This is a genomic window from Labrys sp. HAY1-8F (assembly GCF_056754975.1).
Genome location: NZ_JBPGWZ010000001.1, coordinates 1,461,238 through 1,474,046, shown reverse-complemented (window position 1 = coordinate 1,474,046; position 12,809 = coordinate 1,461,238). Strand labels below are relative to the sequence as shown.

Sequence of the window (12,809 nt, the reverse complement as noted above, 5' to 3'; positions counted from 1 at the left end):
CTAGGCGGCGTGGACAAATTTGAGCCAGTATCTGGCGGTGGCGAGATGAACCATTCCGAGGAAGCTGCTGGCGAGTTGGTCATATCGGGTGGCGATGGCGCGGTTGATCTTGAGATGACCAAACATACGCTCGATGCGGTTGCGCTGCTTGTAGAGCGTCCGATCATGCTCGATCTTCACGCGGCGATTTGATCGGCCGGGAATGACGGCCTCGATTTTCCGTTTGGCAAGGTCGGCACGGATAGCGTCAGCATCATAGCGTTTGTCTGCAAGTAGTGCATTTGGGGCGCGCTCGGGCAGATCGATCAGAGCGTCATATGCCTTACAGTCGGCCGTTTCGCCACCCGTCAGGTGGAAGGTGATTGGTCGTCCGAGGGCATCAGCCAGGCAGTGAAGCTTACTGGTGAACCCGCCCCGCGAGCGGCCAAGAGCGCGTCGATGAGTCCCCCTTTTCCGCCCGCTGCCGAGACGTGGGCGCGAACCGTGGTGCTATCGATGCTGTAGTGGCCGCTGTCCGCCATGATCTCGGCCAAGGTCACGGCGACGGTTTCCCATACTCCGGCTTCACTCCATCGCCGGAAGCGACGATAGATAGTGTTCCAGCTACCGTATTTGGGCGGCACGTCACGCCATGGAGCGCCGCATCGAAGCCGCCAGAGTATCCCGTTGATGATTGCGCGGTTCTGCTCAGGTCGCCTGCCTCGGCCACGGTTCTCGGGTTCGATCGGCATCAGCCCTTTGAGAACGCGCCATTCAGTTTCGGTGAGATCGCCCCGGCTCAAGCCTGCCTCCAAAAAGCAGCCTTGAATCAATCCTTGTGGGCGACGTCAATTGCCATCGTCCCTTTCGAGTGCCAAAATGACCTTTCATGAAGAACATCCAGATCATTGACGGTGCTGATAACGCAACTTTCAGCATATTCCAGGCGACAGATGAGGAGTTCGCCACCATCTTTCCAGATGGGCGCGACGTCGAACTGGTCGAAGACTTAATCGAACGGATTGGCGAAGAAGCTGCAGGTTCCGTGCTGACACCTCTTTGGGACCGCCCGATCCTCAAGCGTGACGCACTCGGAATCCATGGCACCATATTCTACGACAATGAGCGTCGGCGAAAGCATATCCCACCGTCAAAGCGTGAAGTGGATTGGGACGACAGATCGGTCAATCAAGCTCAGCGCCACCTGTTCGCCAAGCATCGATAATTTGTCCACGCCGCCTAGTACCTGCGTTGAGCAGGTCAAACAGGCGGTCGAACCCAATCGCCGATCGGGCAAAAGGCGTGAAGTCGTAAGGTCTCATAGCCACATCCTCGTCAAAGCAACATGGTTACAAGCAGGACGCCAGACGCCGCTGACGTCCGCATCAGGCCCATACTGGGCACCCGACGGCAACGAAATGGTAGGAGTGGCAACCTTTTCAAGAGGCTAGAACAATAAATTTTTTGCACACCCTCATCCCGACGTAAGTCGCCATTTCTGCGCTCAACGTTGCTGCCACCAAGCTTGTGATCGATCAGCCTCGCATTTGTGCCCGCTCAATCCCTGTCCTGCTGAAACGTGTGAAGGACTGCAACCAGTCTGGCGCGAACCTCCGTACTAGCCGCGGCTTGCACTGTGGCGCCGGATTCGGACGTTGCGCGCACGATGTATTCACCATTCTTTGCCTGCAACCCATCGATCTTCCATTTCTGCCTACCCCATGCCTTCAGCTTTTCGACTGCATCGAGCGACGAGGTCAGCATCGGAATAAAGGTCGGTGTTTCCTCCTTCGTCGGGGAATCATAAAGCATGATGATCGTTGATGATGGGTGAGCTCTTACATTGGTGTATTTTACCAGGGCATCCGGAACATACTGCAGCGCTACCGCTATTTCGCAGTCCAGCCTGGGATCACGCCCCTCGCTCTGTTTGACCCGCTGGATCAAGTCCTCAAGTTTCGTTTTATCGATCAGCGAACTTGTTTCGTTCATTTTGCTCCCGTCTTCCTCAAGGGAGTAGCAACTTGGAAAAGGATGCGCGATTTTCTCGGCTTGGCGGATGCAACAAATCCCACAGCCGCCAAGCCGCGAAGTCGGTGTTAATGCTGCTGCCGACTGCGATGACGATCAGACACGCGTTCTAAGCGTGAGGCTGGAAACCAGGGTTCTATTGTGCCGTCCGGACGCTTCAAATCAACGTTTCCCTCGGGATCGTTGCCTGGGCCGAAATGCAAAGCAATCACTTCGAACGTTGTTTCGGCACCGAACATTTCTGACAGCGACGAAACCGGGTCGGACTTGACGCGAACGACATCACCAATGTTCACCATTTTCTCCTCCTTACGCTATATTCAGAAGGTTATGGGACGGAAGCCCCGGGGCTCGACATATTGCCTTACGAGCCGTTCAGCCCTCTCCCCCTCGTAGATTTCAATCATCTTGTTCATATTGAAGCCAGATTCCGGTCGCGGGCTTCTTGTAGCTCCCGCATCGGCCGAAGAACTCTCCCGGCTTCCGATATGGCCAGATCGCGTGAAAGCTCTTTGAGATGTGCCGAGCTCCCGCAGGCCTTTGTGCCGGTGACAAACCAGACGTGACCCATTTTCCCGGTCCGGCTTGTCCGTTTCTCGGCCAGACTGGGATTTTTGCGGGCCGATCGTTGGACCTGACCAGACGTCAGGCGGGCCGATATCCCGACTTCGGTCGGCCGAACGCCTTCGGCGTCGCTGAATTCGTCCAGATCCGACATTCCCGCTTCAGCCAAGGCTAAAGCAAAAGCGCGCCGGCAGTCATCGGCACTCATCCGACCGAGAGCGGCAACATAACAAGCGTTGCGTGCTGCCAGGTATGCCGGACCTTTTGCTTGCTGCCAGCGATGCAAGAGAAAATAGGACGCCTCAGCCGCATTAGAAACCCGCTGCAGCAAGTTCGGGCGAAGCATGAAGACGACCGGCCTTTCAAATGATGCCTTGCTCATTGCCAGACTTGAACCAAGCTAAGTTAAGAGCAAATCTACTCGTTCCTATTAATTGACGGGGCGGCAGTCATGCTCATGCCACCGCCCCTGCGCTGCTCAGTTCTTGACCTCGATCCGCTTGGCCTGCGTTTGGGCCTTCGCAGTCTTGGGTAGCGAAACGGTCAGCACACCGTTTTTGAATCGCGCACTGACCTTGTCTTCCTCGACCTCGAGACCAACGGGGATGCGCCGCTCGAACTGACCATAGAAACGCTCGGAGAATTGCCTTTCCTTATCCTCGGTTTCCGAACGCTTCTCACCCTTCAATGTCAGCACGCCCTCGCTCAGGAAGACTTCGACATCCTTTTCCGCAAGGCCCGGCACTTCGGCGGTGACCTTGATTTCCTTATCGTTGTCGGAGATCTCGACGCGGGGCCAGCCAGCGCCGGAAGCGCCTAACCTGCCGAAAGCCGGCAGCCTAGTGTCAAAGCCACGGAAGACGTCGTCGAACAACCTGTTCACCTCCCGGTGCAATGACAGGAACGGACCGAGGTCGCTATTGCGCAATAGAGTTGGAAGCTGATCGCCGTTGTTGCGCGCCCATGGAATCAGATCACGCACACTCATCATCTGTCTCCTTTTTGTTCATGCAAGTGACAAAAGCTTCTGGGTTGCGCCGGACGAAGATGTCCGGCGCTTTGCCCGAGCGGTCTTGAAAAGCAGCCCTAGGCGGCTTGCTTTCCGATCTCGGTCTGCTTGGTTGCGTCTTTCGTCGATACATCGTCAGCTGCGATCTCAATACGGCGCGGTTTCATCTCTTCGGGAACCTCGCGCTTGAGATCGATCGTCAGCAGGCCCTTGTCGAGATTTGCGCCAACAACCTTGATGTGGTCGGCCAGTTCGAAACGCTGCGTGAAGGCACGCGCCGCTATGCCGCGGTGCAGATACTGGCCCTTGTCCTCCCCAGCCTTCTGCCCCGACACAACCATGACGTTGCGCTCCTGGGTGATGCCCAGTTCGTCTTGCGCAAAGCCGGCGACTGCCATGGTAATACGATAATCGTCCTCGCCGGTCTTGGTTATGTCATAGGGAGGCCAGTTGTCGGCCGTCTCAATACGGCTCGTCGCTTCGAGCGCGTTCAACATCCGGTCAAAGCCGATGCTCGACCGGAAAAACGGTGTAAAGTCGAGAGTGGTTCTCATAGCCACATCCTCCTAAAAGCAACATGGTTACAAGTTTCATCCCTCCACCGGACACGCTGTTGTCCAGGGGAGAAATGCCGATCCCGCATGGCGACCGGCGGTTACGATCTAGTCGGCGTTTCGGACATTTCAAGAGGTCGTTCAGATCATTCTTGCGCACTTTGAGAGAGTGCTCGCCATAGCCCGCTGGCAGGCGCCCTCCTCAAGGCGGAACAGCGCGGATAGGGCTAAAACACGCGTATATTCAAGCGATTATCACTCTCGACTGCGGAGTGCCAAAAATTTTCGACCGACCCCTTGAAATCAAAAAAGCGTTCAACCAAGTGATTTTACGCGCGACGCCATTTGGGTCGCGCACCCCGCTCCGGTCGTCGGATCGGAGCGGTGGAACACCTCAAAATTGTTTGTCCTTGAAGGAGAACGATATGACGTTCCGTCCATTGCATGACCGCGTTCTGGTCCGCCGCATCGAAGCCGACGAAAGAACCGCGGGCGGCATCATCATCCCCGATACCGCCAAAGAGAAACCGCAGCAGGGCGAGATCCTCGCGATCGGCCCTGGCGCGCGGGACGAATCCGGCAAGCTGGTCGCACTCGACATCAAGGTCGGCGACCGCATCCTCTTCGGCAAATGGTCAGGTACCGAGATCAAGATCGACGGCGAGGATCTCATCATCATGAAGGAAAGCGATCTTCTTGGCGTGATCGAGAACGCCGGCCGCGTGAAGAAGGCCGCCTGACGGCTTCTTCGCCATCATAGTTTGAGATAGCTGCCTATTCAGGAGAGATTCAATGGCTGCCAAGGAAGTCAAGTTCCATTCCGAAGCACGCGAGAAGATGCTGCGTGGCGTCGACATTCTCGCCAATGCCGTGAAGGTCACGCTCGGTCCCAAGGGGCGCAATGTCGTGATTGAAAAATCGTTCGGCGCTCCTCGCATCACCAAGGACGGCGTCACCGTCGCCAAGGAAATCGAGCTTGAGGACAAGTTCGAGAACATGGGCGCCCAAATGGTGCGCGAAGTCGCCTCCAAGACCAGCGATCTGGCTGGCGACGGCACGACTACGGCCACCGTGCTTGCCCAAGCCATCGTGAAGGAAGGCGCCAAGGCGGTGGCCTCGGGCATCAATCCCATGGACCTCAAGCGCGGCATCGACAAGGCAGTTGACACCGTCGTCGGCGAGCTGAAGGCCAACGCCCAGAAGATCACCAGGAACGACGAGATCGCCCAGGTCGGCACGATCTCCGCCAATGGCGACACCGAGATCGGGCGGTTTCTGGCCGAGGCCATGCAGAAGGTCGGCAATGAGGGTGTCATCACCGTGGAAGAGGCCAAGACGGCCGAGACCGAGCTCGAGGTCGTGGAGGGGATGCAGTTCGATCGTGGCTATCTGTCGCCCTACTTCGTCACCAACCAGGAGAAGATGCGCGTCGAACTCGAGGATCCCTACATCCTGATTCACGAGAAAAAGCTGGGTAATCTCCAGGCCCTGTTGCCGGTCCTGGAAGCGGTCGTACAGTCGGGCAAGCCCCTGACCATCATCGCGGAAGATGTGGAAGGAGAAGCTCTGGCGACGCTGGTGGTGAACAAGCTGCGCGGCGGCCTGAAGGTTGCGGCGGTCAAGGCTCCGGGCTTTGGCGATCGTCGCAAGGCCATGCTCGAGGATATCGCAATTCTCACCGGCGGTACGGTTATCAGTGACGATCTTGGCATCAAGCTGGAGAACGTGACCCTTGAGATGCTCGGCCGCGCCAAGAAGGTAGTGATCGAAAAGGAGAACACCACCATCGTCGACGGAGCCGGCGCCAGTAGGGATATTGACGGCCGTATTGCCCAGATCAGGGCGCAGATCGAGGAGACCGCCTCCGACTACGATCGCGAAAAGCTCCAGGAGCGCCTGGCCAAGCTTGCCGGCGGCGTTGCGGTCATTCGTGTGGGCGGGGCCACCGAAGTCGAGGTCAAGGAACGCAAGGATCGCGTGGACGATGCCGTGCACGCCACGCGGGCCGCGGTCGAGGAAGGCATCCTTCCAGGCGGCGGGGTAGCCTTGTTGCGAGCCGCCAAGGTTCTTGAAACACTGGCGCCCGACAACGCGGACCAGAAATACGGCATCGACATCGTGCGCCGGGCCATCGAAGCGCCCATACGGCAGATCGCCGAGAATGCTGGATGGGAAGGATCACTCATCGTCGGCAAGCTGCGGGAGACCGCCGACTACGCCCATGGCTGGAATGCCCAGACAGGCGAGTATGGCAATCTCTTCGAGCAAGGCGTGATCGACCCTGCCAAGGTCGTTCGCACAGCCTTGCAAGATGCGGCCTCAGTTGCCGGCCTTCTGGTAACCACTGAGGCGATGGTAGCTGAAAAGCCGAAGCAAGAGACCCGGTCCGCCATGCCTGCCGGTGGTGGCATGGACTTCTGATCCATGATGGTCATGCCACTCCCGTTTTGGGAGTGGCATTTGCTATAGCTCGCTTTCTTTGAAGTATTTTCGGCGGATTTAGTGAAGGCATCGCAGGCAGAATGGAAATCTATCCTTATGCTTGGCAGATTGGACGCCTGGGCAGTTCCATTCCGACACTTGAGAATAAAGAGGGAAGCAACGGCCGGCGTCGCTGTACGGAGGCTGGTATGAGGGAAAAAAACATGGAGTCATCACATCCGAGCAAGCGCGATTTAACTGTGACATGCAGCGCATATTATCGGTGTCGTGCTGACACACACCGGGCCTTGAAGGGGCATCCTCCCAAGATCGAACAGCAAACCGACAATGGCATGAAGGGCAAGGAGGCCAGGATGGCGACACTCGCGACCTGGTGAGCCGTCGGATGCGAATGTCACCCGCGATGCCGTCCGGCGGGAAGGTCGGCAATGCCTGCTTATCGAAGATGATGTCCGCTCGCGTGCCTTCTGCGCGAGTCCTGTCGCCGACATGGTCCGGCACGATGGCCGGCTGGATGTTCTTGTCAATAATGCTGCCTTCCAGGTCCATGCCAAGAACATCGAGGATCTGATCGAGGACCACTTCGATCTGACGTGGAAACCAACCTCTACGGTTATTTCTTTGTGGCGCAGGCAGCCGTACCGCATGTAAAGGAACGGGGTGTCATCATCAACACCGGATCGGTTACTGGCATGTTTGGCCCCAAGGAGCTCCTCGATTATTCTGTGACCAAGGGAGCCATCCACGCCTTTACCCGGGCGCTCGCAGCAAATCTGATTTCAGAGGGGATCCACGTGAATGCGGTGGCGCCCGGACCTGTGTGGACGCCTCTCAACCCTTCGGACAAAACCGCGAAGACATCATAAGGTTCGGTAGCGATACGCCGATGGGGCGACCGGCGCAGCCGGAGGAAATCGCGCCGACCTATGTCTGCCTGGCCTCGCCTCAGTGCTCGAGCTTCATCGCCGGCGAGATATTGCCGATCGTCGGAGGCTAGGGTGGAGGCTGAAATGCCGTCCGGACCGGTTGCCGGCGCGTAAGGAGCATTGTCCTGTCTTCGTCGAGATGGCTCCCGACCCGGTTTGCTGCCGCGTGGACCACGATGCGCGAGAGCAGTGGGACCAATCAATTCACCCAATCATTGAGAGGGTCCGATGAATACGCCGTCAAACCTTGCCAAAGTGCATCGACCATTGCCTCTAATGTCATAGTATTTGCGTTGCCACTGGCATGCAGCATTGTTTGGCGCGCGGTGGCCGCCATTGTGAGGCCGTCAGCCTGGATCAGCCTCCTGAACCTAGGAAATCGTAGGTCCGGCTGCAACTCGTTGGTGTGCCGCTCACCGGGGCCTGCTTGGACGTCGGCTGCCGCAACAAACGGGCGTAGACACGTGCACTTGGTGTTCGGCGGGAATCAGAGTGGAGCAAGGCCGCGTTGACGCGGCCTTGCTGGAAGCAATCTGCCTACTCCACGATTTGTACGATCCGCCGGGTACCCGGGTCGACGAGGACGACCTCGTCATTCACATACGCGTATCGATAGGTGATGTGCCCATATTCAGCCGGGACTTCGTAATATTCGACACCTTCTGCCGGCAGTACGGTACCTACCGCAACTGGTTGATCGTACGTGAACACCCGCGGATGCTGTTCGATCACGTATTTCTTGAAACGCGGCCTTTCCTTGATGCCGAGCAATCCGTTGATCCCGCCGGTGACGGCGCCAACGGTGCCTCCGACGACACCGCCAACCGGGCCTGCAGCATCGTTGCCCTGTTCGGCCCCATTCTTCGCCCCCGGCAGCACGCCCTGGGCTAACACTGCTGTCGGTGCAGCGACGCAAAGTGTAAAAGCCGTGGCGAGAAGAAATGATCTTGCAGTCATGGTCGGTCTCCTGTTCGCACCTCAGCGCCCCAGTGAGGCAAGCGCAATCCGAACCTGATCCGCGATAAGAGGTTCCACTCGCGGCTCGCTTAGGCCGTTCACAAAAGCGTACCGATTGTTACGAAGACCTGGGTTCGACTTGGAAGACTGGGAACTTGGCGCAGTTGGCCGTTTCAGCAGGCACAATGGAGCCGGTGGGCGAGACTCTGGGACGAGCGACTATCGCGGTCGACACCCTTCTTATATCCTGCAAGGCTCGCGTGCATCGAGTTTGGTTATTCAATTAAACCAAGATCATTCAACTCGTCGCGCAAACCGTTCATTCACATCCGACTGTGGTCGCTGTCGTGAACGAGGCCCGCGTCCGAATGGCAATCGCCTATTTTCATTTGGACCGCTGTCTCGATGTTCTTGAGGCAGAAAATGCTCGAAATGCTTTTCAGATCCCGAAATAACGGCGCAATGTGAAAGTTGTCCTGACAGATACAAGCATGCCGGGCGATCTGAATGGAATCGCGCTGCCAAAACCGATTCGCAGGCATTGGCCCCATAGCCGCGGGATCGTAACGACGGGCGCCTCACACGGAGAGATTGCCCAATGGCACCCTATTCGTAGCAAAACCGTATGACCATGCTGTCCTGGCACAACGGATTGCCCGTCTTGCAATCGAGACGTACTTAAAGATCTTGCACAGTTGCGCTACGGCTTCCTAAATAATGCTTTGATGCGCCCATGGAGGATAACTGTGAATCTGAAACGATGGGATGCCGAAGCTTGGCTTGCGGCCATTGTCGAAGACGCAGAGGACGCCATTGTCAGCAAAAGCATTGATGGCGTGATAGTGAGCTGGAATGCCGGAGCAGAACGATTGTTTGGCTACAGCGCTGAAGAAGCGATAGGCCAACATATATATCTTCTCATTCCCTCGAGTCGCCGCGGCGAAGAGGACGAGATTTTGCGTCAAATTCGATCCGGAAAACGCGTCGCGCCCTTTGAAACCGTTCGCAGGCACAAAGATGGCACTGAGTTTGATGTATTATTGTCCATTTCCCCCATTCGGGACAAAACCGGAGCAGTGATCGGCGCGTCAAAATTGGCACGAGATATTACTGAGCGAAAGCAGCTCCAGGAAAAGCAGGTCCTTCTCCTGCATGAAATGGACCATAGAGTCAAAAACCTTTTTACCCTGGCGAGCACCATTGTGGCCTTGAGCGCTCGCCACGTCCAAACCGCCGAAGAGCTTTCGCGAGCGGTGCAGCAGCGCCTATCTTCGCTTGCTGCAGCTCATCGACTGACGCTTTTAAGCGTAGATCCTCAATCGACGGCGTTGGGGGGCATTACGAACCTCGCCGCCCTTATCCGAGTAATCACCGCACCCTATCAAGACCATGAAACTGAGCGAGTTCGCGTGTCGGGAGCCGAGATTGACGTTGACCCGAAGATCTTAACAAGCTTGGCGCTGCTCTTACACGAATTTACCTCCAACTCGGTCAAATATGGTGCGCTGTCTGCCTGCGGCGGATTGATCGACATTCGCCTCAGCATGGTTGATGGACACGTAAGGATGAACTGGGTCGAAAAGGGAGGGCCCGCGATCGATCAAGCGCCAGCGGCGAGTGGGTTTGGCTCCCTGATGGAAAAACTCGTCAGCCGAACGCTTGGCGGTGATATATCGCGCCAATGGCACCGCAAAGGACTTCAACTTGAGCTGATATTCCCTCAATCAGCTATTGCACCCCAACAATAGGATCCAGTCGACCAGGTGATCGACGTACTCACCGTTCCACTCTGGGTGACCGAAGCGCAAGCACGTGTTGGGTGTACACAGATCATCGGGTTCATGCGCGTCAATGCTGCTTGTCCGCGCTTTGATATCGTGACCTTTCGTGTGTCTGGTCTTCACCATCCTCGTGTTGGACAAGGATGCCATTTGAAGAGCCACATAGTGCTTGAAAGGTTTTGTTGCAAAACGAACAGAAAGGATTAGTGGGGGCCGCGCGATCTGGAAGAGACGATGGCCGAGCGCGGCGCCCGCGTTGATAATTCCACCATCCATCGCTAGGTCAACGGTTCTCGCCGATTTTGCTTGAACGGTTCAATCCTCGGAAACGAGTGGCTACCGGCAGGCGGCCTGTGATGACCCAAAGAGCAGCGCGGATCAGCGAGACGTACATCAAGGTTCGCTACGAATGGATGTACCTATACCGCGCCATCGACAGTTTCGGCGACACAATCGAGTTCTTTCGGCAAACACCGAAACCTGGTCGCCGCCAAACACTTCCTGCGCAAGGCATTTGCTCGCCATAGACGCCCAGACCGCGTTCTCGCCGACGTCAGCCGCACTAACTAGGAAGATACTACGGACTGTGACGGCGAGAACGGGCTACACGATCGATCACGACGAACGCTGAAGTCGATCTGCCTATTGCAAAGGCAGTACTCAACATCCAGACCGAGCACCTGTAGCGGGCTTGGGGGTGTCCGCGGGCGCGACCGAGAGTACCGTTGTCCAAACGCACCGCAGCGTCTATCGGCAGACCTTAACGCCCAAGCGACCCGGCGATTGAACGATCGCGCTCTTGGAGGGGAGGGGCTCGCTTGGCTTGGTCGAGTCATCGGGTTTCAGCAGAAAGGTCGACCAAGCCAATACCGACGCCTGGTCGCTTGCGGCGACGCAGTTGAATAGATGTCTCAACGAGTGTCACTTCAAGTGTGGGACGGACCATTCCCTCGAGAAAATCCTGTGTTGCAAATCCGGTACGTCGCACCGCCCTCGAGCATGCTTGTCCGTCCCAACGAGTCTTCCTGAGTTTCAGGAACTTTTGTTACAACGCGAATGTTTGTGAAGCGGGATGTCGGCACGGAGTGGACATGTCTTCGCAAATCGAAGCGATATCGACGGGCATTGCAGGGCTCGATGAAATTCTTGGCGGCGGCTTGCCCGGGCCGCGGGTTTATCTGGTCCGAGGCGGCTCGGGTACTGGAAAGACCACGATGGGGCTCCAGTTTCTTCTGGAGGGCGCAAAGCGCGGCGAAGCCGTCGTTTATGTCACTTTATCTCAATCGCGGGCGGAACTGGAGCAAATCGCTCTTTCGCATGGCTGGTCGCTTGATAACGTAATCATCGAGCAGCTCGAGACTGGCGATACGCTGAATGTCGCGGCCGACCAGACGATTTTTCATACCGCCGATATCCGCCTCGATAAGACCAGGCAAGCAATCGAAAGAGCGATCGAACGGCATAAGCCGGCCCGCCTGATCTACGATTCACTGCTTGAGATCCGCCAATTGTCCGGCGACAGCCTGCGTTTCCGGCGTGAATTGCTCGGCTTCAAGCTGTTTCTCGCCGAGCGCAACATCACCACGCTGATGCTCGACACCACCTCGGACCAAGGGGGTGACACCGAGATGGAAGGTGTGGCCCACGGCATCTTCTGCCTTGACAAGTTACTGCCTGAATATGGGGTGGCGCGCCGGCGCATCGAGGTGAAGAAGATGCGCGGCGTGGCCTTTTCCGACGGCTACCACGACATCGCGATCCGTACCGGGAGTGGCGTCCAGGTCTTTCCGCGGATCGTACCCAATCTTGCACCGGAAACCAGACGTGCCGACCTCATCAAGTCCAACATCGAACCACTCGATCACATGCTTGGAGGAGGGTTGGAGGCCGGTACGACAACGTTGATCGTCGGTCAGGCAGGGACAGGCAAATCGACACTGGCTTCGATCTATTCGCACGCCGCCCTCCAACGTGGGGAAAGCGTTGCAATGTTCCTGTTTGAGGAGCGGTTGGAGACCTTTTTTCGCCGATCCGAAGGGTTGGGCATGAATCTGCGCCCACATCAGGCATCGGGAAAACTACAGATCCGGGACTTCAATCCGGCCGAGGTCTCGCCTGGAGAATTCTCGCAGATTGTCCAGCGGGCGGTAGACGAGCATGATGTCCGTGTGGTGTTGATCGATAGCTTCACCGGCTATCTGAGCGCGCTGCCGAGGAGCGACCAGGCGGTGATGCAGATTCAGTCGCTGGTCAAGTATCTTTCGCGGCGCGGGGTACTCTCGATTCTGATCGTCGCCAATCACGGTCTTCTCGGCCACAATGTCGAGACGGATATCGATGTCAGCTTTCTGGGAGACGCAGTCCTGCTGCTCCGGATGTATGAATGGCCGGGCACGATCCGGCGCAGCGTCACCGTCGTCAAGAAGCGCCATGGCCCGCACGACCTCAACGTGCATGAGCTGATCATCCGACCTGAGGGCATTTCGGTTCAGGCATTCAATCCGCCGCCACTCGGTCCAAGTGGGCCGCTTTCCCATGAGCGCGGTTGATCCTCATAATCAGGCAG

12 protein-coding genes and 2 pseudogenes are annotated in these 12,809 nt (G+C 57.1%); 7 read left to right on the top strand and 7 right to left on the bottom strand.

Annotated elements, in window-relative coordinates; all coding sequences use genetic code 11:
- A protein-coding gene (locus ACR9ZN_RS06780; RefSeq protein ID WP_481271724.1) for an IS5 family transposase occupies positions 1 to 782 on the bottom strand; the annotation gives its coding sequence in 2 pieces (ribosomal slippage) (positions 1 to 458 and positions 458 to 782; 783 coding nt in all).
- Between the two features lie 86 nt (positions 783 to 868).
- Here ACR9ZN_RS06780 and ACR9ZN_RS06775 point away from each other — a divergent pair.
- Positions 869 to 1,204, top strand: a complete 336-nt coding sequence (locus tag ACR9ZN_RS06775; protein ID WP_481271723.1) for a hypothetical protein — start codon at positions 869 to 871, stop codon at positions 1,202 to 1,204.
- A 332-nt stretch (positions 1,205 to 1,536) separates the two neighbouring features.
- On the opposite strand, the gene ACR9ZN_RS06770 is transcribed toward ACR9ZN_RS06775, so the two are convergent.
- The 5 genes from ACR9ZN_RS06770 to ACR9ZN_RS06750 form a co-directional block, all read right to left on the bottom strand.
- Positions 1,537 to 1,971: a hypothetical protein gene (locus tag ACR9ZN_RS06770; RefSeq protein WP_434960162.1), complete on the bottom strand. Its 435-nt coding sequence runs from the start codon at positions 1,969 to 1,971 to the stop codon at positions 1,537 to 1,539.
- Positions 1,972 to 2,078: 107 nt separating this feature from the next.
- Entirely contained in the window at positions 2,079 to 2,309 is a 231-nt protein-coding gene (locus ACR9ZN_RS06765) for a hypothetical protein (RefSeq protein ID WP_481271722.1), read from the bottom strand.
- A 113-nt stretch (positions 2,310 to 2,422) separates the two neighbouring features.
- Positions 2,423 to 2,956, bottom strand: coding sequence for a DUF982 domain-containing protein (locus tag ACR9ZN_RS06760; protein WP_481271721.1), 534 nt, complete (start codon positions 2,954 to 2,956; stop codon positions 2,423 to 2,425).
- Between the two features lie 96 nt (positions 2,957 to 3,052).
- The gene (locus tag ACR9ZN_RS06755) at positions 3,053 to 3,562 is read right to left on the bottom strand and encodes an Hsp20/alpha crystallin family protein (RefSeq protein ID WP_481271720.1); all 510 of its coding nucleotides are present in this window, start codon (positions 3,560 to 3,562) and stop codon (positions 3,053 to 3,055) included.
- A gap of 98 nt (positions 3,563 to 3,660) precedes the next feature.
- On the bottom strand, positions 3,661 to 4,137 hold the full coding sequence (locus tag ACR9ZN_RS06750) for an Hsp20 family protein (RefSeq protein WP_149249089.1): 477 nt from the start codon (positions 4,135 to 4,137) through the stop codon (positions 3,661 to 3,663).
- A gap of 425 nt (positions 4,138 to 4,562) precedes the next feature.
- Between ACR9ZN_RS06750 and ACR9ZN_RS06745 the strand changes: the two genes are divergently transcribed.
- The 3 genes and pseudogenes from ACR9ZN_RS06745 to ACR9ZN_RS06735 all read left to right on the top strand — a co-directional run.
- Positions 4,563 to 4,877, top strand: a complete 315-nt coding sequence (locus ACR9ZN_RS06745) for a co-chaperone GroES (protein WP_481271972.1) — start codon at positions 4,563 to 4,565, stop codon at positions 4,875 to 4,877.
- 52 nt (positions 4,878 to 4,929) lie between these two features.
- Complete coding sequence (gene groL / locus ACR9ZN_RS06740; RefSeq protein WP_481271719.1) at positions 4,930 to 6,558, top strand: chaperonin GroEL; 1,629 nt, start codon at positions 4,930 to 4,932, stop codon at positions 6,556 to 6,558.
- 396 nt (positions 6,559 to 6,954) lie between these two features.
- Positions 6,955 to 7,576: pseudogene (locus ACR9ZN_RS06735) on the top strand (SDR family oxidoreductase); the annotation flags it as partial.
- A 466-nt stretch (positions 7,577 to 8,042) separates the two neighbouring features.
- On the opposite strand, the gene ACR9ZN_RS06730 reads toward ACR9ZN_RS06735, so the two are convergent.
- Positions 8,043 to 8,462: a DUF1236 domain-containing protein gene (locus tag ACR9ZN_RS06730; protein ID WP_481271718.1), complete on the bottom strand. Its 420-nt coding sequence runs from the start codon at positions 8,460 to 8,462 to the stop codon at positions 8,043 to 8,045.
- Between the two features lie 746 nt (positions 8,463 to 9,208).
- Between ACR9ZN_RS06730 and ACR9ZN_RS06725 the strand changes: the two genes are divergently transcribed.
- The 3 genes and pseudogenes from ACR9ZN_RS06725 to ACR9ZN_RS06715 all read left to right on the top strand — a co-directional run bounded on the left by ACR9ZN_RS06725 (position 9,209) and on the right by ACR9ZN_RS06715 (position 12,792).
- A complete protein-coding gene (locus ACR9ZN_RS06725; protein ID WP_481271717.1) occupies positions 9,209 to 10,210 on the top strand; it encodes a PAS domain S-box protein in 1,002 nt (333 codons plus the stop codon).
- Positions 10,211 to 10,459: 249 nt separating this feature from the next.
- Positions 10,460 to 10,915 (top strand): annotated as a pseudogene (locus ACR9ZN_RS06720) (DDE-type integrase/transposase/recombinase); the annotation flags it as partial.
- Between the two features lie 419 nt (positions 10,916 to 11,334).
- Positions 11,335 to 12,792, top strand: a complete 1,458-nt coding sequence (locus tag ACR9ZN_RS06715) for an ATPase domain-containing protein (RefSeq protein ID WP_481271716.1) — start codon at positions 11,335 to 11,337, stop codon at positions 12,790 to 12,792.
- Positions 12,793 to 12,809 lie beyond the last annotated feature (17 nt).

Coding starts and splice junctions, on each gene's coding strand:
- ACR9ZN_RS06775 (WP_481271723.1), top strand. CDS start 869: ATGAAGAACATCCAGATCATTGACGGTGCTGATAACGCAACTTTCAGC.
- ACR9ZN_RS06770 (WP_434960162.1), bottom strand. CDS start 1,971: ATGAACGAAACAAGTTCGCTGATCGATAAAACGAAACTTGAGGACTTG.
- ACR9ZN_RS06765 (WP_481271722.1), bottom strand. CDS start 2,309: ATGGTGAACATTGGTGATGTCGTTCGCGTCAAGTCCGACCCGGTTTCG.
- ACR9ZN_RS06760 (WP_481271721.1), bottom strand. CDS start 2,956: ATGAGCAAGGCATCATTTGAAAGGCCGGTCGTCTTCATGCTTCGCCCG.
- ACR9ZN_RS06755 (WP_481271720.1), bottom strand. CDS start 3,562: ATGAGTGTGCGTGATCTGATTCCATGGGCGCGCAACAACGGCGATCAG.
- ACR9ZN_RS06750 (WP_149249089.1), bottom strand. CDS start 4,137: ATGAGAACCACTCTCGACTTTACACCGTTTTTCCGGTCGAGCATCGGC.
- ACR9ZN_RS06745 (WP_481271972.1), top strand. CDS start 4,563: ATGACGTTCCGTCCATTGCATGACCGCGTTCTGGTCCGCCGCATCGAA.
- groL (WP_481271719.1), top strand. CDS start 4,930: ATGGCTGCCAAGGAAGTCAAGTTCCATTCCGAAGCACGCGAGAAGATG.
- ACR9ZN_RS06730 (WP_481271718.1), bottom strand. CDS start 8,462: ATGACTGCAAGATCATTTCTTCTCGCCACGGCTTTTACACTTTGCGTC.
- ACR9ZN_RS06715 (WP_481271716.1), top strand. CDS start 11,335: ATGTCTTCGCAAATCGAAGCGATATCGACGGGCATTGCAGGGCTCGAT.